The sequence below is a fragment of the Dermatophilus congolensis genome, from assembly GCF_900447215.1.
GTDB classification, from domain to species: Bacteria; Actinomycetota; Actinomycetes; order Actinomycetales; family Dermatophilaceae; genus Dermatophilus; species Dermatophilus congolensis_A.
Map to the genome: position 1 here is coordinate 503,076 of NZ_UFYA01000001.1, position 21,813 is coordinate 524,888.

Here is a 21,813-nt window from a genome sequence, read left to right on the forward strand (position 1 = left end):
ACCATTCAACGTAGCTAGGCGCCCAGACTCTTTGAGGTCTGGGCGCCTAGCTACGTTGAAAAGCCCTTACCGGTCGATGTGCCTTGCAATGCAAGAGACCGGGCCGGTGATTAGCTTGCTAGTTCTGTTGGGCGTGGTACTGGGCAATTTTGGCTTCACGTTCTGCTTTCAAACGGTGCAGCGGGTCGTTATCGCCAAGTTGGGCAGGGCCGAATATGCTCATTGCCACTCTGCGGATGTTCCACCAGAGGCGGTAACCGAGGGAGAGCCCGTCTTTGTTTGCCATGGGTTTCCTTTGAACGCAGGTAAAAGATGGAAAAGGGTTTCGAGTAGCCTACGCGTCGAGAAGAGGGGATGGGAGATAATCCAAGCTTGTTTGGCGTCTAGGTGTGCATGACACGATGTGTTGGTGACAACACAACGAACAGTAACTCTGCTGGGATCCACTGGGTCGATCGGTACGCAGGCAATAGATGTAGTCCTACGTAATCCAGATCGATTTCGTGTGACGGGTTTGGCTGCTGGTGGTGGGCAACTGGGGGTGCTTGCTGAGCAGGTTGCCCAGCTTGATGTCGATGTGGTTGCGGTTGCGCAGGGCTCAGTAGAAGAAGTGCATGCAGCGCTGCGAGCAGCTGGTGTGCAGCGGATGCCTGAGGTGCTAGTGGGGGGTGAGGCGGTGGCAGAGGTTGCTGGTCGGCCCGTGGATGTGGTGGTCAACGGCATTACGGGATCGATTGGTTTGCGTCCGACTCTTGCTGCGCTCCAGGCTGGAAACACCTTGGCGTTAGCCAATAAAGAGTCGCTGATTGTGGGGGGTGATCTTGTTAAAGCGGCGGCGAAGCCGGGACAGATCGTGCCAGTAGATTCAGAACATTCGGCTCTGGCGCAGGCGTTACGTTCTGGAAAGGGTAGTGAGGTTGCCAAGCTTGTGGTGACAGCAAGCGGTGGACCTTTCCGCGGACGGCGCCGCGCAGAGCTTGTTAATGTCACACCGGAGGAGGCTTTGGCTCACCCAACATGGAATATGGGGCCAGTGGTAACTACTAATTCGTCCACGCTTGTCAATAAGGGCTTAGAAGTTATTGAAGCCCATCTGCTCTTCGATATTCCTTTTTCGTCTATCGAAGTGACTGTGCATCCTCAATCAATGGTGCATTCAATGGTTGAGTTTGTTGATGGATCTACGATTGCTCAGGCATCGCCACCGGATATGCGGTTGCCGATTGCTTTAGGAATGGCATGGCCAGATCGTGTTCCGGCAGCGGTAGCGCCATGTGACTGGTCTAAAGCGAGTACGTGGGAGTTCTTCCCTCTGGATGAAGAAGCATTCCCTGCGGTGGCATTGGCTCGCCGTGTTGGGGAAATGGGAGGGACATACCCCGCTGTATATAACGCTGCCAATGAGGTGTGTGTTGATGCTTTCCATGATCGCCGTATCGGTTTCTTGGAGATTGTGGACACGGTGGAGCTAGTGGTGAACCGGTGGCATGAGGCGGTTCAGCGGGCAGAACAGCCAGGCAACGCTGATGATGTAGCTGGGGTGCTGGCTGCTGATGCGTGGGCGCGTGACGTGGCGGGATCAGTTATCGCTAGGTGATCGTTGCACAATCGGTACAGGGTGTGAGCTTCACGGTCGATCAGTCGTAGGAGCTTTTTCGTGCAGGAATTCGCTGGAAGAAGGAGTCGACGGCCATGATGTTTGTTTTTGGTGTGCTGTTCATGGCTTTTGCGATTGCAGTGTCGATTGCGTTGCACGAGATTGGACACCTGGCGCCGGCGAAGAAGTTCGGTGTTGCGTGCCGTGAGTACATGATTGGGTTTGGGCCAACTTTGTGGTCTCGCCAGTGGGGAGAGACCACGTATGGGGTCAAAGCCATACCACTAGGTGGGTATGTGCGGATGATCGGTATGTACCCACCTTCGCGGGCAGAGCAGGAGCGCGTTCGTGATCGTGCAGAGGGTCTGAATGTTTCTGAGCGTAGCGAGAACGCTTTGGCTGCTGATGAGCAGTCAGGCCGCACTCGTAGCGGGCGTGTGTGGCCATGGTCAGGGATGGTTGCGCAGGCTCGTGAAGCGTCGTTGGCTGAAATTCGTCCCGGTGAAGAGAACAGGGTTTTCTATAAGCTGTCGGTTCCCAAAAAGCTGACCGTCATGTTCGGTGGCCCGATGATGAATCTGGTCATTGCCGGGGTGGTGATGGCAGGAGTGTTTACTACACACGGTATTGCTGAGTCAGTAGGTGCCAAGGTTGTTTCCGTGGCTCAGTGTGTGCGACCGGTGGTGGGCGCAGGAGCCCAAGATGCGACGAAGCCGTGTACCGCGGCAGATACGCCTTCACCTGCGGCAGCAGCAGGTCTTCGTCCTGGTGACCAGTTTGTATCGATTGATGGCCACCAGGTGAGAGGCACTGTGGATGTGGCTACCGCTGTGCGTCCTGCTGCTGGACGCACTGTGGATGTGGTGGTGGAGCGTGGCGGTCAGCCAGTGACGCTCAAAGTCACTCCGATCGCGGTACAGATGCCGCGAGTTGATGATCAGGGGCGGGTGATTGTTGATGCTCACGGGGCGCCCTTGACTGAGAAAGCTGGATACATGGGTATGACAAGCACACCTGTCAGCGCATTCGTTCCGCAGCCGCTTACGGCGGTTCCCGGGTTCCTATCCGATGCAGTGGTGCAGACGGTGAGGGTAGTTGCGGTATTGCCAGCCAAGTTGTTTGGTGTGTGGCAGGCAGCTTTTTCCGGTGCTGAGCGGGATGCTAATAGCCCGATGAGTGTGGTGGGTGTTGGGCGTATTGCCGGTGAGGTAGCTGATGGTCGGGTGGCGTGGTTGTCTGATCCGGGAGCGATGTGGGCGGCGATGTGGATGCTGGTGGCGAGTTTGAACATTGCGTTGTTTGTTTTCAACATGATTCCGTTGTTGCCACTGGATGGTGGGCACATGGTGGGAGCGCTGTGGGAGGGGATCACGAAGGTGGTGGCGCGAGTGCGTCGTCGACCTGACCCTGGATATGTTGACGTTGCCAGGGCTATGCCGTTGGCGTATGCAGTGACGTTGTTGTTTATTGGGATGGGGGCGTTGCTTGTGTATGCGGATGTGGTGGCTCCGGTTCGGTTGTAGCTTCTGTGTTTTTGGTGGTGGTGTCTAGGCCACTGCGCAGTGAGTCGAAGCCGCGTTCGAAGGTGTCGATAGCGCTTTGCAGGGAAAGGTCATGGTGTGCGCGTGTTACCCAGGTGGCACGGGTGACGCCAACTGCAGTGATAGCGAGTAGGGCTGCGCGCATGTGGATTTCGACCTCGGAGCTGTCTTTTTCGCTGTGCGCCAGGCGGGGGATGAGAGCTTGGGTGAGAGCTTTTTCGGTTTCGACGACCAGGTTCATGCTGGTGGTTGCAAGTTCGGGGTATTGCGTGAGTATGCGGCGGCGTTTTGTGTGGAATTCGTCGTCGAGATGGGGAATGTCGATGAGGGGGCGTAGGGCGTTGCGGAGTGCGGTGAGGGGGGGATAGGTGACTGGCTGCTGCTGGAGAGCTGTGATTATGCGTTCAGTGATATCGGAAGAAATGCCGAGGATGGCTGCTTCTTTCGAGCGGTAGTAGTTAAAGAGAGTGCGGGGGGAGACGTCAGCTTGGGCTGCGATGGCTTCGATAGTGAGGGATTCGAGGCCGTGCTGGTGAGCGAGTTCGATGGCGCTGCGGTGTATTCGCGCGCGTGTTTCGCGTTTTTTGCGTTCTCGGAGTCCTTCGGTTTCTGGGGTGATGGACCGATGGGATGGGGTGAGGTGATGCGTGGGGTTGGTTGTGGCGTCCATATTCGTAGTATACGTAGCATTAGTGAAATTTTGCAGACGTGCACATATGCTGTAGGTGTGCGTCATGTGAGGGCCCGTTGGTGCTGACGATGTCCGTTAGTGCTGATTTCACTGTGCAATACGCCGCATCGCAGATCCTGACGCCTCATTGGAGAGGTTCGAGGAAAGGCGCCCTAGTCAGAAAGTTCCCATATGTCAGCCAGTGTTACCACCCCATCATCAAGCGATTTTCGTCTTGATCCCGCAGGCAGAAGAGTCTTTGTCGGCTTGCTGCTAGGAATGCTTGTCTCGTCGATTAGTCAGACGATTGTCGGGCCCGCTATTCCGCGAATTGTCGCTGAATTGGGCGGCATGGAGTACTACAGTTGGCTTGCTACTACGGCCATGCTGGTTACTGCTGTCTCTGTGCCGATTGTTGGAAAGTTATCTGACATTTATGGGCGTCGCCGTTTCTTTCTCGCCGGTCTGGCTGTCTTCATGCTCGGTTCTGTCCTATCCGGAGTTGCGACAAATTTTTGGTTCCTTGTTTTCACGCGAGCGGTCCAAGGTCTTGGTATGGGGGCGCTTATGCCTCTGGCTCAGACGATCGTTGGGGATATTATTCCCCCCCGGTATCGTGGTAAGTATCAAGGGATAATGGGGGCAATTTTTGGATTTACGTCCATTGCTGGCCCCCTTGCTGGTGGATATATTACCGATCATGTTGGATGGAGGTGGCTTTTCTATATTCCTCTTCCTCTTGGAGTAGTCGCTTTTTGGTTTATCGCGCGTTTCTTTGAGCCTGAGCAGAAGCGTATTGAGGCGAAGATTGACTATGCTGGATTCGGGACGCTTACTGTTGGTCTTGTTGCTCTACTTGCAGCCACAAGCCTTGGCGGCACGGCTTGGCCTTGGGGTTCAGCGCAAATTATTGGGCTTTTTGTTTTCGGTGGTATATCCCTTGCGATATTTGTTGCAGTAGAGAAGAAAGCTGAAGAACCGGTTATTCCACTGCGACTTTTCAAAAGCTCTATTTTTACTCTCTCTAATATTGCCAACTTGACTGTGTCGATGCTCATGTTCGGCATCCTCATCTATGTGCCGGTTTTCGCTCAGGGTGTCCTGGGCATGAGTGCTGGACAGTCGGGTGCCGTGCTGGTCCCAATGAGTCTCGCAATGGTGATCATTTCGGTTATTGTTGGCGGAATCGTTACTCGAACAGGTAAATACAAAGCGATCACGTTGATCGGGATTGCTCTTATGGGTGTGGGAATTTGGTTATTGACAAAGCTCACGCCAGATTCTTCACATTTCCAACTCGCGTTTTCTACCGTTGTGTTTGGTGTCGGCTTGGGGTCGTGCATGCAAATGTTCACCCTTATCGTGCAAAACGTTGTTCAACGCCGAGACCTCGGAGTAGCAACCGCTACAACACAATTTTTCCGCAGTACAGGTGGAACGATCGGAATAGCCGTATTCGGTACGGTTCTTACCACCCACATGGGGCCAGCAATCGCAGCTCGCATGCCTGGTAATGCGGCCCACATGCCAGGAGGGCACCTCAATGCAGGATCCGTCCTCGACCCATCAACCCTGGCTAAGCTGCCTCCCGTAGTTGCTAATGCAGTCCGCTATGGAGTAGCAGACGCAATCCATGATGTGTTCACTACCGGGATTCCACTCGTCGTCCTCGCTCTCCTCGCCGCCGCATTCATCAAAGTGGTGCCGCTGCGGACTAACAACCACGCCGGCACTGAAGTTGCACGCGACATGCTCGACACCATGAGCCAAACCGCTGAAGGTGGTGTTGCCTCACCACGCACTCCCACTGCTAGTGAACGCACCTATGAGCGAGTCCTCGGGCTGAAGATTGGTCTCCTTATCACTGAAGCAGAACGATCCGATCGCGAATTCCTCCGCTGTGCAGTAGAGCAAGTTGGGAGCGGAGACTTCACGCGAGGCAAGATGCTTCTTGAATCAGCAGCAATCATGTTGGTTAGTGAAGACAGTGCCGAAATCATGCGAAATGAGCCATCCGCAGTCGAACTATCGAAACTCTTATCTCGACCGAACGGGCTGCTTGGCGAAGAACTGAGCGCCGAGATTGCTCTAGCTGCTGCTCGTGTGGAAGCTCGTGTGGCGGACAAACAGACAGAGCCACCTGCTGTTCCCTGCCCTGAAGGAGCTGAAGGTGTGGATATGCGCAAGCTAAGAAAAGCTGTCGATACGGTGAATGCTGCTCTTCTCGTCGATCTATCCCGGGCAGATCTCGCCGACAAGGCATAACGAGCCTCATGACAAGCAAAGAGCGGAGCCCGCTCGAATGGGTCAGCCCCTCCAGTCTTTTCACCGCTACGGCAGAGTTGAATGTGTCTGGAGGGGCTGCCGTCTAGTACGAGCAGGTGATGCCGTGGATCAACCGGTGCGCCATACTGGCGCTTATGAGCGTCAATCTCGGAATCCCATCACCTGCTCCTCGCACGCCGGAGCCATCTGTCGCGCTGCTCAACCCGCGTCGGAACTCCCGTAAAATTGAGGTTGGGACCGTGGGAGTCGGTGGCGATGCTCCCGTCAGCGTACAAACGATGACAACCACCAAAACTCATGATATCGGCGCCACTTTGCAACAAATCGCCGAACTCACCGCGGCTGGATGTGACATCGTCCGTGTTGCCTGCCCAACAGACAAAGATGCCGAGGCTCTCCCCATCATCGCGGCCAAGTCAAACATCCCGGTGATCGCAGACATCCACTTCCAACCCAAATATGTCTTCGCCGCGATTAAAGCTGGTTGCGGCGCAGTGCGCGTCAACCCAGGCAACATCAAGAAGTTCGATGACAAAGTAAAAGAGATCGCCCAGGCAGCGAAGGAACACGGTACCTCCATCCGCATTGGCGTCAACGCTGGATCTCTCGATAAACGCCTCTACGCTAAGTACGGTGCACCAACCGCTGAGGCGCTCGTCGAGTCAGCCGTTATGGAAGCAGCGCTCTTTGAGGAGCATGACTTTCATGATTTCAAAATCTCTGTGAAGCACCACGACGTCATCACTATGATCCGCGCCTATGAAATGCTTGCCGAACGCGGTAACTGGCCACTGCACCTTGGCGTCACCGAAGCAGGTCCAGCCTTCCAAGGCACAATCAAATCTTCGGTCGCTTTTGGGCACCTTCTAGCCCAAGGCATCGGCGACACCATCCGCGTCTCCCTATCTGCTCCACCGGTCGAAGAAGTCAAAGTTGGTACCCAGATTCTGCAAAGCCTGGGACTAAAACCCCGCAAACTCGAAATCGTTTCCTGCCCCTCTTGTGGCCGTGCCCAAGTAAATGTCTACGAGTTGGCCAACTCAGTCAGCGACGCTCTTGAAGGAATGACCGTGCCACTGCGGGTCGCCGTCATGGGATGTGTCGTTAATGGTCCCGGCGAGGCACGCGAAGCCGACCTTGGAGTGGCATCTGGCAACGGCAAAGGCCAAATCTTTGTGCGGGGACAAGTGATCCGTACTGTGCCCGAAGATCAAATCGTGGAAACTCTCGTCGAAGAAGCAAACCGGATAGCCGCAGAGATGGGCGAAGGAGTCGAGGGGACCCCAGTTGTATCTGTTTCCTAACTTGTAGCAGAACACAGGCGTTTACCAGTGGTGATGGAGCGTCGGCGATAGCATCAGCGCGTGCTTGCCGACGCTCCCTGCCTTTTCAACGACCTTGGCTCTCTGGGAGCTGCGCCGCTCATGCTGCTACTGGTCGCATCCTTTGCTGCCGGTTGGGTAGATGCTGTCGTTGGTGGCGGTGGACTCATTCAATTGCCGATGTTGTCGATCCTGCTCCCGCACGCAGCAACTGCACAGATCCTCGCGACGAACAAAATTGCTTCGGTGTTCGGCACACTCGCCAGCGCCACGACATACATACGCCGCATTAGCCTCGACCGCAGCACCGGTGCCTGGCTCGCACCCACAGCTCTCATAGGATCCGCCGCTGGCGCGGCAGTAGCAGCAGCCATTCCCCGCAGCGCATTTGATCCCATCATCGTGGTCGCACTCACCGTTGTTGGGGCGTACACAGTGATGCGCCCTCATGTCGGAACAAGCGATCCTGCACCGCGCGGAGACACCGGTCACATCGTCACTCTCGCTTGCATCGGCATCGCAGTTGGTTTCTACGACGGAGCGCTCGGCCCAGGGACGGGATCTTTCTTCGTTATCGCTCTTGTTTCCTTCGCCGGACAAAGCTTTCTAGGAGCCAGCGCTCACGCGAAGATCGCTAACGTAGCCACAAACATTGCTGCACTTGTTGTTTTTGTTCCTCAAGGCGCCGTTATGTGGTCTTTGGGCCTAGTCATGGCTGCGGCCAATACGGCTGGTGGATACGTCGGTGCTCGAACAGCTGTGGCTCGAGGTTCGGGCTTCGTGCGGGTTGTGTTCCTTGTTGTTATTGCCGTCTTGTCTGCCACTCTTGTCATGAAAATTATTCACGGCTAGCAGTAACTTTTCGGTCGCGAAAAACGCTCTCCGCCATGGATAATGACGCCTATGTTATGGACCTCGCGCACTGTTCGAAGCCTTGGGCGCGGTGACATCGACGAGGCCCTGGCACTGCTAGCAAAACATCCTGTTGAGAATGTTTATCTCGCTGCTCGGCTACAAGAACTCGACCTTTCCCGTGGCGAAGGACACGCTCTGGTGTATGCACCAAAGGGGCGAATCGAAGCAGTCTGCTGGATGTCAGCCAACATCGTTCCGAGCGCAGGATCCATCGAGGGTGCAGTGGCCTTCGGTGGGCGCTTGCGTAGACATCAACAGCGCTTTTCCTCCATCTTTGGTCCTGCAGATGTCGTCACAGCTTTATGGTCGCAAATCCAGGCTTTTTGGAGACCACCGATTGAAGAGCGACTTCATCAGCGTCTGATGGCAGTTGGTCCCGAAAAAGCTCTTACTGCCACTCCGGATAAACATGTGAGAGTCGCTCACCCTGACGAACTCGACATCATCGTTCCTGCTGCTGAGGCTATGTTCATTGAAGAGATTGGATATGCCCCTTACAGCGATTACGCAGGAAGTCTTTCTTACCGAAGCGCTAATCTGGCCCTCATTAGACGCGGCCACACCCTTGCCGCAATCGAAGATAGTCAGGTCATTTTTAAAGCGGAGTTCGGTTCGGTGGCTTTAGGGGCATGTCAGCTTCAAGGTGTCTGGGTAACGCCTACCCGGCGTGGCCAGGGGGTAGCTGTCCCGGCGCTCGCGGCGTGTGTTGAGTATGCCCGTGCTCATGTCGCACCTGTTGTGACGTTGTACGTCAATGACTACAACGTGCCAGCTGTTGCTGCGTATCGACGTGTGGGATTCGAGGAAGTGGGCGAATTCGCCACCGTTTTGCTGTGACTCTTGGGGTGAGAGAGCATGGAGCCCTCCTGCGCAGCTCCTGGTGGACTGTAGCTGTGCGCTGTTCTGGGCTGGCGAGCACTTAAGCTAGTTGTCAACCACAGTTGTCTTCTTTGCCAGTGAGGCCCACGTGAGCGTTACGCGCATGTCAAATCTTTTCCTGCGGACTCTCCGCGATGACCCATCTGACGCCGAGTTGCCAGGGCATCGCAAACTCGTCCGTGCTGGGTACGTTCGTCGCTCTGCGCCAGGTGTGTACTCGTGGATGCCACTGGGGCTACGGGTGCTTCGCAAAGTTGAGCAGATCGTACGCACTGAGATGAATGCGATTGGTGGGCAGGAGCTGCTGTTTCCTGCTTTGTTGCCACGTGAGCCTTATGAGGCAACGAATCGGTGGAGTGAATACGGGGAAAATCTTTTCCGAGTGAAAGATCGCAAGGGAGCCGATATGCTCCTTGGCCCTACTCATGAGGAAATGTTCACCCTGGCCGTTAAGGACATGTACAACTCGTACAAGGATCTTCCTGCCACTCTCTACCAATTCCAGAACAAGTACCGTGATGAAGCGCGTCCGCGCGGTGGTTTGTTGCGTGGACGTGAGTTCTTCATGAAGGACTCTTACTCGTTTGATATTGACGACGCTGGTCTCGAAGCCGCATATCAGCGCCATCGTGAGGCGTACATTCGCATCTTCAAGGCGCTGGGACTTGAATTCGTCGTCGTGAAGGCCACTTCTGGGGCGATGGGTGGCTCTGCAAGTGAAGAGTTCCTCGCAGTTTCTGAGAATGGCGAAGACACGTTCGTGACGTGTGACGAGAGCGGTTACGCAGCCAACGTAGAGGCAGTCGAGGTGCCTCGCGCCGCTGCAGTTGCTGCTGATGTTGTGGCCGCCACTGGGCCCGCGCAGCAGATTGACACTCCGGATGCCCCAACTATTGAGTCTCTTGTTGATGTTTTGGATCAGGTTGTTCCTGAGCATCATGGGCGTGCGTGGAGTACTGCTGACACGTTGAAGAACGTTGTCGTCATGCTTGCGTACCCCGACGGCACTCGTCGCCCGCTTGTTATTGGTCTGCCTGGTGACCGCCAAGTCGATGCTAAACGTCTTGAAGCGCAGGTTGTTCCAGCTGAGGTGGAGGCATTCACCGACGCGGATTTCGCTACGTGGCCTGCCTTGGTTAAGGGGTACATCGGTCCGACTGCTTTGGGACCCAACTCGGGCTTGGATCCCGAGGACCCTCAGTACATCCGTTACTGCGTAGACCCTTCTGTTGCGCAGGGCAGCGCCTGGGCAACAGGTGCCAATGTGGCTGGTGCGCATGTGATCGACCTTGTGCTTGGTCGTGATTTCGACGTGGATGGTGTCATCCAGGCTGGTGAAATCCGTGATGGTGACCCCAGCCCCGATGGTGCTGGTTTGCTGCGCGCTGCTCGGGGTATTGAGATGGGGCATGTCTTCCAGCTTGGTCGCAAATATGCTGAGGCTCTTGGCCTTAAAGTTCTCGACGAGAACGGCAAGCTTGTGACTGTGACGATGGGGTCCTACGGGATCGGAGTTTCCCGAGCAGTAGCTGCTTTGGCTGAGGCAAACGTTGATGACGCGGGGCTGGTATGGCCACGCAATGTTTCCCCCATGGATGTACATGTTGTTGCCACGGGTAAGGGTGAAACGATTTTCCAGACCGCGCAGAAAGTGGTTGATGACCTCTCTGCTGCTGGCATCGATGTCTTGTATGACGACCGGACTAAGGTGAGCCCTGGCGTTAAGTTCAAAGATGCTGAGCTGATCGGTGTGCCCACGATTGTGGTGCTTGGTAAGGGGCTTTCAGCAGATGTTCCTGTCGCTGAGATTAAAGATCGCCGCACGGGTGAGCGACGAGAGGTGCCGCTTGCTGAATTGGTTCAGCAGGTGAAGTCTGAGATCAGCGGTTGATGTTGAGCACCTGGCGGTATGGCGCTCGCACTTTGTGCTGTGCCGCCAGGTGAGGCACATCTTTGGATAAGAAGGAACAAACACGTGACAGATCGACTTATCGCAGCCGCTGACGGTTCTGCGCTTGGAAACCCAGGCCCAGCAGGTTGGGGCTGGTACATCGATGACAATCGGTGGGCTGCGGGTGGATGGCCGCATGGTACGAACAACATGGGTGAGCTCATGGCTGTTCTCGATTTGTTGCGTGCGACGCGTGAAGCGGGGCCGTTGACGATTTACTGCGATTCGCGGTACGTCATCAACTCGATCACGAAATGGATGCCGGGATGGAAGCGCAAAGGATGGAAGAAAGGCAACGGCCAACCAGTTCTCAACCTTGATTTGATGCAGGGGATTGACGCTGAGCTCAACGGCGGTATCCAGCGGGATGTCGAGTTTAAATGGGTGAAAGGTCATGCCGGGCATGAGTTGAACGAGGCTGCGGACCGCTTGGCCAATGGCGCTGCAGTTGCTTATTCGAAGGGCACTGAGCCGGATCCTGGACCCGGTTTGGATGGGCCCTCAATGGGTGTCGAGCCTGCTTTCGCTGCTTCTGGTCAAGGAACGCTATTTGGTGATGTAGAGCAGGACGAAATTGATGTGGTGGTCGATCTAGAACGGGCGCTCTTGGAAGATGACGTGCGGGCTAGTAGCCGCATGCTGGAGCGTTTGTTACATCCACAGTGGGTGAGGGTGGAGTCTTCGGGGGCTGTGCTTACCAGAGCTGAAGCTGTGCCTGGGTTGGCTCCTGCAGGGACTGATCTGGAGCTGTTGGCGGCTGAGCGTGTGTCTTTGGATGTTGTTCTGTTGCGGTGGCGGGGGTGCACCGATGGTGGTACTTCGCTGCATTCTTCATTGTGGCAACGGGTGGAGGGTCGGTGGCGGCAACGTTTTTCTCAAAGCACCTGGGAGTAGTGAGCTACCTGGTGGGTGAGTCACTACTCCCAGTTTTATAGCTGTGTGCTGTTCAGAATGAGCATTCTGTATGTGGATGTTTAATTTTTGGGCGGGACAGAGCAGATCTGGAAAGCGGCCCCTTGAGGGTCGGTGACTGTGGCTACGCGCCCGAAGGGTGAGTTGATGGGGCCATCGAGTAGGGTGCCGCCTTGTTCGGTGATAGCTGTGATGGTTGCGTCGGTGTCGGTGACGCCGACGTACATGCGCCAGTAGGAAGACATGGGGGTGGTGAGCCATGGGGCTTCGCACATGCCTGCGCTGGGGCCTGCTGGGGTGTGGTTAATTACGTAGCGTATGGAGGTTTTTTTGGGGGGAGTGGGAGTGTATGTGGGCATGTTGTTGTTGCCTGTAGCGCTTGTCATCCAGTGTGGGGTCCAGCCCAGGGCGGTTGAGTAAAAGTTCAGGGCTGTGTCGAATTCGTTGGTGACGAGTTCGAACCAGACAGGCACATTGGGTGCCGCGGTTGCTTCGATTCCATTGAAGTTACCTGGTTCCCATAGTCCGATGGTGGCCCCTGTTGGGTCGTTGATGAGCCCCATGGAGCCGAGTTCGCCTACTGGCATGGCGGGGAAGACGATGGTGGCGCCTGCCTGTTCTGCACGGCTAAGGGTGGCTTCGATGTCGGTGGTGGCGAGGTAGATACCCCATGCGGTGGGGGAGTGAGGTTCGGTCAGGGGGCCTTCTGGACCGATAAGAGTGGACATGGCTCCGCCGATAGCTGCGTTGTTGGAGCGGATCATGCGGTATTGACCAAAGTCGTCACCGGTGTTGCTGAATTTCCATCCAAAGATGGCGTGGTAGAAGGCAGTGGCTGCGTCGATGTCGTGGGTTCCTAGGTCCATCCAGATGGGGCTGCCGTCGGTGTGTGCGATGGGCGCGCTCATTTCAGATTCCCTTCGTTGTGCCTTGCTCGCGGAGTGTGATGGGTATTTGTTTCTTCCACGGTGGCAGTTGAGGGTGTGGTTGCGGTGGAGGAGCGAGGTTGGGCGTGGTGTGTTTCGCCTAGGGTGTCGTCATGTTTTTACGTGTTCGTGTGTTGTTCGGCCGGGCGATTCTTGCGGTGGCGAGGGTTCGCTTGGTTGATGAGGATCCGGGGAAGCATCGTCCGTTTGTGATTGTGGCTCCGCACACCAGCTATATGGATCCGGTTTTGCTGTTGGGGTTTACCTGGGCGACGGGATATAACGTTCGGGCGATTGTGGAGAAAAAGTTTTTTGTGGGGCCGTTTGATTGGTTGTTTCGCAAGTTGGGGGGATCCCGATCGACCGGAAACGGCCTATCGGGGTAGTCGAGGAGATCACGGCGATGTTGGCTGACCCGAACGTGTGCGTGGTGATTGCTCCGGAAGGAACGCGCTCTGCGACGGAGTTTTGGAAGAGTGGGTTTTACCGGATTGCGCGTTCTGCTGGTGTTCCGGTGACGTGTGGTTTTGTGGATATGCGGCGTCGAGTAGGTGGTTTGGGCCCAACGTTTGAACTGACGGGGGATGTGGCTGCGGATATGGATCGGATTCGTAGTTTTTATGAGGAGATGACGGGGTGGAGGGCAGGTAAGGAGTCGCGGGTGAAGTTGCGTAATGAGGTCGAGGGCGATTTGCGGTTATGTGAGGGGTGAAGGGTTTAGTGGTTTATGCGTCCGTTGTTGGGAGCTTCGGCGGATGAAAGGTGAACGAATTGGTGTGCGATGCGGGCGGCTGATTCTTCGTCGATGGCGGGGATGAGGATGGTGTCGTCTCCGGCGACTGTGCCTAGGACGCCTGGGAGCATTGCGTCGTCGATGGCTGAGGCGAGTAGTTGTGCGGCGCCGGGTGGTGTTTGCAGGACGACGTCGGTGTGGGCGTAGGCGATGGAGACAACGAGGTCTGCTGTGAGTTTGCAGAGTCGTTGGGTGAATCGTGAGGTGAGGCCACTTCCGTCTTCGAGTCGCATTTGTCCGGGTGCGCCTGCTTCGGGGATGACGTAGACCTGGGCTCCTCCGGCGGCGCGCATTTTGGTGGCGCGCATTTCTTTGAGGTCGCGCGAGAGGGTGGCTTGGGTGACGATGACGCCGTGGGCTTCGAGGGATTTGCTGAGTTCTCGTTGTGAGTGGATATGGGTGGCGCTGATGATGCGGGCGATGAGTCGGTGGCGTGCCGCTTTGGTTCGGGCGGCCATGTCCATCTGGTAGCGCCTTTCTTTGGAGGTGTGTAGGGGGTGGTGGGGCAGGTCATGTGTGGTGTGCGTGACCTGCCCCACCTTTGGTTGTTTAGTTGTTGGGGTATTCGCCGGTGGGGGTGATGATGGTTCCGGCGGTGCCGGCCATGATCGCTACGGCGTCTTCGAGGCGTCCGATGGCGGCCATTTTTCCGGTGTTTTCGACGAACGTGGTGACTGCGTCGACTTTGGGTCCCATGGAGCCGGCAGGCATGTTGAGGCTGCGTAGGTCTTGGGGAGTGCAGCGGTGGATTTCTTTTTGGTGTGGGGTGTTGAAGTCGGTCATGACGGCGGGGACGTCAGTGAGGACGAGGAATGCGTCGGCGTTGACATGTTCGGCGAGCATGCGTCCGGTGGCGTCTTTATCGATGACTGCTTCGATTCCGGTGAGTTTGCTGTTCTCGTCACGGATGACGGGGATGCCGCCTCCACCTGCGCATACCACGGTGGTTCCGGCGTCGATAAGGGCGCGGATGGTGTCGATTTCGATGCACCGGGTGGGCTGGGGGGAGGGGACGACGCGGCGGTAGCCGTTGCCGTCGGGTTTGACGGTCCACCCATAGGTGGTGGCGAGTTTTTCGGCTTCTTCTTGGGTGTACATTTCGCCGACGAATTTGGTTGGGTTGTTGAAGGCAGGGTCGTTGGCGCAGACTTCGGTCTGGGTGATGAGTGCGGAGATTTTGTGGTTTGGTAGTTCGTTTTGGAGTGCTTGGAGGATCCAGTACCCGATCATTCCTTGGGTTTCGGCGCCGAGGGTGTCGAAGGGGTAGGGGTCGTTGAGGCGCTCGTCGTGGATGGATTCGAGGGCGAGGACACCGATTTGGGGGCCGTTGCCGTGGGTGAGGACCAGTTCGTGTTCAGCTGCGAGGGTGGCTAGTACGGCTGCGGCGTGTTTGACGTTTTCGATTTGGGGTTTGGCGTCGGGGGATTGCCCTCGTCGCATGAGGGCGTTGCCTCCGAGGGCGGCGACGATGCGCATTAGAGTCCCTCTCCTTCTCCGAGTGTGGCAACCATGACTGCCTTGATGGTGTGCATGCGGTTTTCTGCTTGGTCGAAGACGACGGAGGCGTCTGATTCGAAGACGTCGTGGGTGACTTCGAGGGACTCTATGCCGGTCTTTTGGTAGATGTCTTCGCCGACGGTGGTGTTGCGGTCGTGGAAGGCGGGGAGGCAGTGGAGGAATTTGACGTTGGGGTTACCGGTGGCGGCCATGAGTTCTTTGTTGACTTGGTAGGGCTTGAGTTGGGCGATGCGTGAGTCCCAAACCTCTTTGGGTTCACCCATGGAGACCCATACGTCGGTGTAGATGAAGTCGCATCCTTCGACGCCCTTGGTGGGGTTGTCGGTGATGGTGACGGTGGCTCCGGTTTCTTTGGCGAGGCGTTCTGCTTCTTCGCGGACGGAGTCTTCGGTGGCGAGTTCTTTGGGGCCAACCATGCGGACGTCCATGCCCATGAGGGCACCGGCGATGAGGAGGGAGTTGGCGACGTTGTTGCGGGTGTCACCGACGTAGGCGAAGGTGATGTCTTTGTAGTCTTTGCCACAGTGTTCGTGCATGGTGAGTTGGTCGGCGAGCATCTGGGTGGGATGCCATTCGTCGGTGAGGCCGTTCCAGACGGGGACTCCAGAGAGTTCTGCGAGTTGTTCGACGTGTTCTTGTTTCTTGCCGCGGAATTCGATGCCGTCGTAGTAGCGGCCAAGAACGCGTGCGGTGTCGGCGACGGATTCTTTGTGGCCCATTTGGGACCCGCTGGGGTCGAGGTAGGTGACGTTTGCGCCTTGGTCGTGGGCGGCTACTTCGAAGGAGCAACGGGTGCGGGTGGAGGTTTTTTCGAAGATGAGGGCGATGTTTTTGTTGGCGAGGTAGTGCTGTTCGCGGTTTTCTTTTTTGGCTGCTTTGAGTTCGGCGGCGAGGGTGAGCAGGGAGAGCCATTCGTCGCGGCTGAAGTCGAGCTCTTTGAGGAAGTGGCGTCCGTGGAGGGCGTGCTTTGCCATGGGGGGTCCTTTCGGTGGTTTTGGGGGTGTGTGTAGTGGTGAGTTGTGGTTAGTAGTTGATGGGGTCGCGGTCGATGGGGCAGGTCATGCAGTGGCCGCCGCCGCGTCCGCGTCCGAGTTCGTAGCCGGGGATTTCAAGGACTTCGATGCCGGCTTTGCGGAGGTTGTCGTTGATGGAGTGGTTGCGGTCGTAGGCCACGACGACGCCGTCGTCGAGGGCGACGACGTTATTTCCGTCGTCCCACTGTTCGCGTTCGGAGCCGAGGCGGCCTGCGGAGGAGGAGACGGGGTGGAGCTTTGTGCCGAGGGCGTCGCTGACGACGTCGATCCAGTTGCCTTCGTCGTGGGTGACTTCGATGCCTCCTCGTGCTGTGTCACTGGGGCGCAGGGAGAAGGCGGTGAGTTGTTCGACGACGGGTTCGTAGACGTTGACGACTTCGCGGGAGCAGAAGGTGAAGATGGTGTCTAGATGCATGGTGGCGCGGTCGCGGGGCATGCGTGCTGCGATGACGCGTTCGGCGCCGCCGCCCTCGAAGAGACCTTTCGCCAGGCGGGAGACTGCTTGATAGGTGGAGCGTTCGCCCATGCCTACTAGGACGATGCCGTTTCCGATGGGCATGATGTCTCCTCCTTCGATGAAGGAGTGTCCTTGGTTGCCTTCGGATGCGTCGAACCAGATGGGGAAGTCGTAATTGAATTCGGGGTGGAATTGGTAGATGGCTTTGACGAGGGTGCTTTCCCAACTGCGGGCGCCCCAGAACATGGAGTTGATGGAGACGCCTTGGTAGATCCAGGCGGAGTTGTCGCGGGTGAAGATTGAGTTGGGTAGGGGAGCGATGAGTAGTTCGGGCTCGTTGGTGTTGACGTGGTATGGCTTGATGCCGCTGCCGAAGAGGTCTTGGGGGACTTCATCGGAGACCAGGCCGCCGACGAGGTAGTCGGCGAGTTCGCTGGCAGGTAGTTCGTCCATCCAGGCTCGCAGGTCTTCGGAGACTCCGTAGCCCATGGTGCGGTGGGTGACGCGTCGGTCGAGGATCCAAGCGCGGTGTTTGGGCGTGTTGAGAACGTCGGCGAGTAGTTCGGTGAAGTTCAGGACTTTGATGTCTCGTTCTTCCATGAGTGAGACGAATTGTGCGTGGTGTTTTTGTGCTTGGGAGACGTTGAGGACGTCGTCGAAGAGTAGGCCGTGACAGTTGGTGGGGGTGAGGTGTTCATGGGCGCGTCCGGGTGGGCAGACCATGACTCTGCGCAGTTTTCCAGCTTCTGACCAGACGCCTTTGGTGGTTGCGGCCATGACGTTTCCTTTCGTGCGTGTCACGGGTGTGGCTGGTGTGGGCGGGGTTTTAGAGCGATAGGTGGCCGGTGCTTAGGCCCCAGATCGCGTATATGGAGGTGAAGAGGAAGAAGAGGAAGACGATGGTGTCGATCTTGTCGAACACTTTGAGGCCGGATTTTTTACGTGCGACGACGTAGAACGGGGTGCCGATGAGGTAGAAGAGGCCTACATAGAGCAGGTAGGTCAGGCCGGCTGCGTAGAGGAGCCAGAAGGCGTAGATAGTTCCTAGGAAGCCGACCAGGATGGCTGCGGTGGAGCGGCTTTCTTTGGCGCGGAAAGCTTCGAGTAGTTGGAAGGCTGCGGAGAAGAGGTAGGGCAGGAGGATGAGTGCTGAGGCTAGGACAACCAGTTGGGTGTAGGTGGATGAGTTGAACAGGGTCCAGATGAGCATGAGCTGGACGCAGATGCTGGTGAGCCACATGGCGCCGGCGGGGGTGCCGTTGTTGTTTGCTTTGCCGAACCAGGCGGGGAAGGTGTTGTCCAGGGCGGGGGCGCGGAGGATTTCGGCGCACATGAGGGACCAGGACAGGAGTGCACCGATGAGGGAAATAGCTAGTCCGAAGGCGATGATTTTGGCGCCCCAGGGGCCGACTGCTGCGGTGAGTACTCCGCCCAGGGATGGGTTGGCGAGGTTGGCTAGTTCGGCGCGGGGGACGATGCCGTAGCTGAGGATGTTGACGAATAGCAGTAGTGCTAAGACGGAGACGAAGCCGATGATGGTGGCTTTGCCGACGTCAGCGCGGGTGCGTGCGCGTTCGGAGAAGATTGATGCGCCTTCGACGCCGATGAAGACCCATACGGTGACGAGCATCATGCTTTTGACCTGGTCGAGGGTGGAGCCGAGGTTGGTGTCGGCGGTTCCCCAGAAGTCTGCGGAGAAGATGCCTGCGTCGAATGAGATGACTGCGATGATGATGAAGACGAGCAGGGGCAGGATTTTCGCGATGGTTACGACGAGGTTGATGAAGGCCGCTTCGCGCATTCCTCGTAGGAGGAGGAAGTGGTAGACCCAGACGAGGATGGAGGCTACTGCGATGGCTTGGGGGGTGTTGCCGTCGCCGAATCCGGGGAAGAAGACACCCAGAGCTGACATGAGTAGGACCATGTAGCCGACGTTGCCCATCCAGGCGGAGAGCCAGTATCCCCAGGCGGATGAGAAGCCGGTGTAGTTACCGAATCCGGCTTTTGCGTATCCGTAGACGCCTGCGTCGATCTCTGGGCGGGAGATGGCTAGGCGTTGGAAGACCATTGCGAGCATGAGCATGCCGAAGCCGGTGATGATCCAGCCGATGATGAGGGGGCCGGGGGCGGCGGCGCTGGCCATTTGGGAGGGGAGGGAGAAGATTCCGCCGCCGATCATCGAGCCGATGACGAGTGCAGTCAGGGCGGTTACGGAGATTGTGCCCGGTTTAATACTGGTGGGTTCTGTGTTGTTGGTGTCGTCTGTTTGTGTGGACACGGGGACCACTCCTTCGTGGGGTCCGAAGTGGGGTGACTTCGTAAACATAGTGGGTTTTTTGTGGATTTGAATAGGTAATTAGGGGGTAAATCTATTACCGATCCCCTGTATACATATGAAAATATACATGCGTATAGATGTGGTTTTCAGTTGTTTTGCGCCCTCCTGTGGGTCAGTGGATCACTGGCGGGTATTTATATTCCTGTTGTTTCAGGAGTGTTCACACTGATTTTGGGGCCTAGTAGGTCGCTGAGTGGTTCGATGAGTTGTTGGGCTGTGGAGGGGTCGTTGCAGATGAGGAGGACGGAGTCGTTTCCGGCGATAGTGCCAAGAGTCCCAGGGAAGTTGGCGCGATCGACGGCGCGCGCTACGTAGCTAGCCCCTCCGGCAACGGTACGGATGAGGATGCGGTGGTTAATAACCTGGAACGAGGACCAGAGTCCTTGTTTCCGTAATGGTTCGGTGGGGTCAATGCCGTGGCGGGTCCAGCGTGTACCTGGGCTTGGGAGACTGGTCGTGTCATCGTCCATGGTCTGAGTGCTCCGGTTGTGTTGCTTTATGGATGCGTGGAAAGCGTGGTCAGGCTAGTCCTCTTGACTGGGTATCTCTCGAGGTGGTGAAGGGGGGAGAGGGCAAAGAGCGGTGTAAATGTGATTTTCGACATTTTATTGTCAACAGTCTTGGTTTTCCCTCATTTAGGGGAGTATTTTGTTTATCTTACGGGGGGGGGGATTTAGCTGCGTTTTATTCGGCTAATTCATCATATGGATGAATAGTTTTAAACTCTTCTCTGGTGTGGTGGGGGATGAGGGGTGTGCGGTTTAGATACACCAAGGTTTATTGGTAGTGAAATGTGTGCGTGGCGGTAACCAATGCGTTGTTGGTTACCGCCACGCACACATTGTGTGAGGGGTGGTGACTAGGCGTTGCTGTGATCTCGGTGGATTTCTTCGGCTACGGCGAGGTAGTGGCCAGCGAATCTGGGTTGGGTTTCAGCGAGGTTGAGTCCTGCCGCGACTGCCGCAATTCCGGCTTCTCGGTAGGTGGGTTCGTTGAATTGCGTTCCGTACGTAACTAAAGCTCCGGCTAGTGCTGACTGTCCGCAAGGTTCGGCGTTGTCACCGCTGGTTTGGGGGGTGATGACGAGTTGGGGACAGTGGTCAGGAATATCAACAAAACCTCCGTGTCCGTCGCTGTAGTGGGCGAGCGCTTCGTCGAGCAGGAGGCGTGCGGCGTCGGCCCATCGCTGTTCTTGTGTTGCTGAATACAGATGCAGCAGTCCGGCGGCGAGGTTGCCCAGGTCGTCGCTGGTGGCAGGTGCGTCGCTACGGTTGCCGTCGAGGCTTACTCGTACGGGATGGTCTAGTCCTTCGATGTGTGTGGTGAGTATGGCTTCTGCGGCGCGTTCGGCGGCGGTGATGAGGTCGGGACGTTGCAGGGCGCGTGCTGCGTCGACTAGTCCAGTGATGGCTAGACCGTTCCAGGAAGCAATGACTTTGTCGTCGCGGGCGGGTTGTGGGCGTAGCCGGCGGGCTTGAAGGAGACGTTGCCGGGTTTGTTCCCACCAGGTGGTGTCGTCAGGGTCGTTGTGGAGTTGGAGGGTGGAGGTGCCGTTTTCAAAAGTGCCTTTTTCAGTGACGGAAAGGAGTTCCGCGGCGCGGTGACCATCGTCATCGAGTACGGCGTTAAGGGCGGCTGGTGTCCAGATATACGTGAATCCTTCGAAGGTGCCTCCTCCGGGCAAGGTGGTGTCGGCATCGAGGGAGGAAACGAAAGCGCCTTGGGCGTTGCGTAGCTCATTGAGCATGAACTCGGCGGTGGCGGTGGTGATGCGGGTGGCAAGTGGTGAGCGTGTTTTTTCTGCTAGGCGTGCGTAGACGCTCAGGAGTTGGGCGTTGTCGTACAGCATTTTTTCGAAGTGAGGTACGGCCCAGTCTTCGTCAACGGAGTAGCGGGAGAATCCTCCGGCGAGTTGGTCAAATATGCCGCCGCGCGCCATGGCTTCGGTGGTGACTTCGATGGCGTGGAGGGCACGGGGTGTGCCGGTACGGTCGTGATGGCGTAGTAGCCAGTCGAGGATCATCGATGGTGGGAATTTTGGTGCTCCTGCAAAGCCGCCTTTTTCCCAGTCAATTTCGTCTGCGATGGCTTCTTCGGCGGCGGCGAGTTGTTCGTGGAGGGTAGGTGCGTCGATGCCCGAAGCGGTGGGGATGGAGCCTTGGTATTCGCGCAGGGCGGTGGTGATGCGTGAGGCACTGGCGTTAACTTCTTCACGGCTGCCCGCCCAAGCTTCAGCGAGTTGGGTGAGCAGGGTGAGGAATTGTTGTTTGGGGAAGTAAGTTCCGGCGTAGAACGGTTCGCCGTCGGCAGTCATGACAACGGTCATGGGCCAGCCTCCACGGCCGGTGAGTGCTTGGGTTGCTGTCATGTAGACAGAGTCGACGCAGGGGAGCTCTTCGCGGTCGACTTTGATGTTGATGAACGCAGTGTTCATTACCCCTGCGATTTGGGGGTCTTCGAACGATTCGTGGGCCATGACGTGGCACCAGTGGCAGGAGGCATATCCAACGGATAGCAGGACGGGCAGGTCGCGTTTGCGCGCTTCTTCGAATGCTTCAGGACACCATGGCCACCAGTCAACGGGGTTGTCGGCGTGCTGGCGTAGATATGGGGAAAGGGCGTCGGTGAGGCGGTTTGGCATGCCTACACGGTAGGTGAGGTGGCGCGTCGGGCG

At 56.9% G+C, this 21,813-nt stretch carries 18 protein-coding genes and 1 pseudogene; 9 read left to right on the forward strand and 10 right to left on the reverse strand.

The window, feature by feature from the left end:
* Positions 1 to 118: 118 nt before the first annotated feature.
* A complete protein-coding gene (locus tag DXZ77_RS11985) occupies positions 119 to 286 on the reverse strand; it encodes a hypothetical protein (protein ID WP_181815993.1) in 168 nt (55 codons plus the stop codon).
* A gap of 117 nt (positions 287 to 403) precedes the next feature.
* On the opposite strand from DXZ77_RS11985, the gene dxr reads away from it, so the two are divergent.
* Positions 404 to 1,597: a 1-deoxy-D-xylulose-5-phosphate reductoisomerase gene (gene dxr, locus DXZ77_RS02135; RefSeq protein ID WP_115029594.1), complete on the forward strand. Its 1,194-nt coding sequence runs from the start codon at positions 404 to 406 to the stop codon at positions 1,595 to 1,597.
* Between the two features lie 95 nt (positions 1,598 to 1,692).
* Positions 1,693 to 3,120, forward strand: a complete 1,428-nt coding sequence (locus DXZ77_RS02140) for a M50 family metallopeptidase (protein ID WP_115029597.1) — start codon at positions 1,693 to 1,695, stop codon at positions 3,118 to 3,120.
* Here DXZ77_RS02140 and DXZ77_RS02145 read toward each other — a convergent pair.
* Positions 3,062 to 3,808, reverse strand: coding sequence for a TetR/AcrR family transcriptional regulator (locus DXZ77_RS02145; RefSeq protein WP_181815994.1), 747 nt, complete (start codon positions 3,806 to 3,808; stop codon positions 3,062 to 3,064). The two genes, DXZ77_RS02140 and DXZ77_RS02145, sit on opposite strands and share 59 nt — an antisense overlap.
* Before the next feature lie 192 nt (positions 3,809 to 4,000).
* Between DXZ77_RS02145 and DXZ77_RS02150 the strand changes: the two genes are divergently transcribed.
* The 6 genes from DXZ77_RS02150 (at position 4,001) to DXZ77_RS02175 (ending at position 12,055) form a co-directional block, all read left to right on the forward strand.
* Complete coding sequence (locus DXZ77_RS02150) at positions 4,001 to 6,073, forward strand: MDR family MFS transporter (RefSeq protein ID WP_115029601.1); 2,073 nt, start codon at positions 4,001 to 4,003, stop codon at positions 6,071 to 6,073.
* A 155-nt stretch (positions 6,074 to 6,228) separates the two neighbouring features.
* Positions 6,229 to 7,398 (forward strand): flavodoxin-dependent (E)-4-hydroxy-3-methylbut-2-enyl-diphosphate synthase, encoded by a 1,170-nt coding sequence (gene ispG, locus DXZ77_RS02155; RefSeq protein WP_115032423.1) that lies wholly within the window; start codon positions 6,229 to 6,231, stop codon positions 7,396 to 7,398.
* A gap of 60 nt (positions 7,399 to 7,458) precedes the next feature.
* Positions 7,459 to 8,268, forward strand: a complete 810-nt coding sequence (locus tag DXZ77_RS02160) for a TSUP family transporter (RefSeq protein WP_258553080.1) — start codon at positions 7,459 to 7,461, stop codon at positions 8,266 to 8,268.
* A gap of 51 nt (positions 8,269 to 8,319) precedes the next feature.
* Complete coding sequence (locus DXZ77_RS02165) at positions 8,320 to 9,168, forward strand: GNAT family N-acetyltransferase (RefSeq protein WP_115029603.1); 849 nt, start codon at positions 8,320 to 8,322, stop codon at positions 9,166 to 9,168.
* Positions 9,169 to 9,313: 145 nt separating this feature from the next.
* Positions 9,314 to 11,101 carry a proline--tRNA ligase gene (locus DXZ77_RS02170; protein ID WP_115029604.1) on the forward strand — a complete coding sequence of 596 codons (1,788 nt, stop codon included), beginning with the start codon at positions 9,314 to 9,316 and terminating at the stop codon, positions 11,099 to 11,101.
* A gap of 84 nt (positions 11,102 to 11,185) precedes the next feature.
* A complete protein-coding gene (locus DXZ77_RS02175) occupies positions 11,186 to 12,055 on the forward strand; it encodes a ribonuclease HI family protein (protein ID WP_258553081.1) in 870 nt (289 codons plus the stop codon).
* An 80-nt stretch (positions 12,056 to 12,135) separates the two neighbouring features.
* Here DXZ77_RS02175 and DXZ77_RS02180 read toward each other — a convergent pair whose 3' ends face one another.
* The gene (locus DXZ77_RS02180) at positions 12,136 to 12,981 is read right to left on the reverse strand and encodes a VOC family protein (RefSeq protein WP_115029606.1); all 846 of its coding nucleotides are present in this window, start codon (positions 12,979 to 12,981) and stop codon (positions 12,136 to 12,138) included.
* 254 nt (positions 12,982 to 13,235) lie between these two features.
* Between DXZ77_RS02180 and DXZ77_RS02190 the strand changes: the two are divergent.
* Positions 13,236 to 13,711 (forward strand): annotated as a pseudogene (locus DXZ77_RS02190) (1-acyl-sn-glycerol-3-phosphate acyltransferase).
* Positions 13,712 to 13,716: 5 nt separating this feature from the next.
* Here the strand turns inward: DXZ77_RS02190 and argR are convergent.
* The 7 genes from argR to DXZ77_RS02225 form a co-directional block, all read right to left on the reverse strand.
* On the reverse strand, positions 13,717 to 14,331 hold the full coding sequence (gene argR / locus DXZ77_RS02195; protein ID WP_258553082.1) for an arginine repressor: 615 nt from the start codon (positions 14,329 to 14,331) through the stop codon (positions 13,717 to 13,719).
* A gap of 10 nt (positions 14,332 to 14,341) precedes the next feature.
* Complete coding sequence (gene arcC, locus DXZ77_RS02200; protein WP_115029609.1) at positions 14,342 to 15,268, reverse strand: carbamate kinase; 927 nt, start codon at positions 15,266 to 15,268, stop codon at positions 14,342 to 14,344.
* Complete coding sequence (gene argF / locus DXZ77_RS02205) at positions 15,268 to 16,284, reverse strand: ornithine carbamoyltransferase (RefSeq protein WP_115029610.1); 1,017 nt, start codon at positions 16,282 to 16,284, stop codon at positions 15,268 to 15,270. The genes arcC and argF overlap by 1 nt, the downstream gene beginning before the upstream one ends.
* 49 nt (positions 16,285 to 16,333) lie before the next feature.
* Entirely contained in the window at positions 16,334 to 17,578 is a 1,245-nt protein-coding gene (locus DXZ77_RS02210; RefSeq protein WP_115029611.1) for an arginine deiminase, read from the reverse strand.
* A 49-nt stretch (positions 17,579 to 17,627) separates the two neighbouring features.
* Positions 17,628 to 19,079 (reverse strand): arginine-ornithine antiporter, encoded by a 1,452-nt coding sequence (gene arcD, locus DXZ77_RS02215; RefSeq protein ID WP_220181580.1) that lies wholly within the window; start codon positions 19,077 to 19,079, stop codon positions 17,628 to 17,630.
* Between the two features lie 194 nt (positions 19,080 to 19,273).
* Entirely contained in the window at positions 19,274 to 19,609 is a 336-nt protein-coding gene (locus DXZ77_RS02220; protein WP_115029613.1) for an arginine repressor, read from the reverse strand.
* A gap of 389 nt (positions 19,610 to 19,998) precedes the next feature.
* Positions 19,999 to 21,780 (reverse strand): thioredoxin domain-containing protein, encoded by a 1,782-nt coding sequence (locus tag DXZ77_RS02225; RefSeq protein WP_115029614.1) that lies wholly within the window; start codon positions 21,778 to 21,780, stop codon positions 19,999 to 20,001.
* Positions 21,781 to 21,813: the final 33 nt, after the last annotated feature.

Excerpts from the sequence above, each read along its gene's own strand:
- DXZ77_RS11985 (WP_181815993.1), bottom strand. The coding sequence starts at position 286 with ATGGCAAACAAAGACGGGCTCTCCCTCGGTTACCGCCTCTGGTGGAAC.
- DXZ77_RS02140 (WP_115029597.1), top strand. The coding sequence starts at position 1,693 with ATGATGTTTGTTTTTGGTGTGCTGTTCATGGCTTTTGCGATTGCAGTG.
- DXZ77_RS02145 (WP_181815994.1), bottom strand. The coding sequence starts at position 3,808 with ATGGACGCCACAACCAACCCCACGCATCACCTCACCCCATCCCATCGG.
- DXZ77_RS02150 (WP_115029601.1), top strand. The coding sequence starts at position 4,001 with ATGTCAGCCAGTGTTACCACCCCATCATCAAGCGATTTTCGTCTTGAT.
- ispG (WP_115032423.1), top strand. The coding sequence starts at position 6,229 with ATGAGCGTCAATCTCGGAATCCCATCACCTGCTCCTCGCACGCCGGAG.
- DXZ77_RS02165 (WP_115029603.1), top strand. The coding sequence starts at position 8,320 with ATGTTATGGACCTCGCGCACTGTTCGAAGCCTTGGGCGCGGTGACATC.
- DXZ77_RS02170 (WP_115029604.1), top strand. The coding sequence starts at position 9,314 with ATGTCAAATCTTTTCCTGCGGACTCTCCGCGATGACCCATCTGACGCC.
- DXZ77_RS02180 (WP_115029606.1), bottom strand. The coding sequence starts at position 12,981 with ATGAGCGCGCCCATCGCACACACCGACGGCAGCCCCATCTGGATGGAC.
- arcC (WP_115029609.1), bottom strand. The coding sequence starts at position 15,268 with ATGCGCATCGTCGCCGCCCTCGGAGGCAACGCCCTCATGCGACGAGGG.
- argF (WP_115029610.1), bottom strand. The coding sequence starts at position 16,284 with ATGGCAAAGCACGCCCTCCACGGACGCCACTTCCTCAAAGAGCTCGAC.
- DXZ77_RS02210 (WP_115029611.1), bottom strand. The coding sequence starts at position 17,578 with ATGGCCGCAACCACCAAAGGCGTCTGGTCAGAAGCTGGAAAACTGCGC.
- DXZ77_RS02220 (WP_115029613.1), bottom strand. The coding sequence starts at position 19,609 with ATGGACGATGACACGACCAGTCTCCCAAGCCCAGGTACACGCTGGACC.
- DXZ77_RS02225 (WP_115029614.1), bottom strand. The coding sequence starts at position 21,780 with ATGCCAAACCGCCTCACCGACGCCCTTTCCCCATATCTACGCCAGCAC.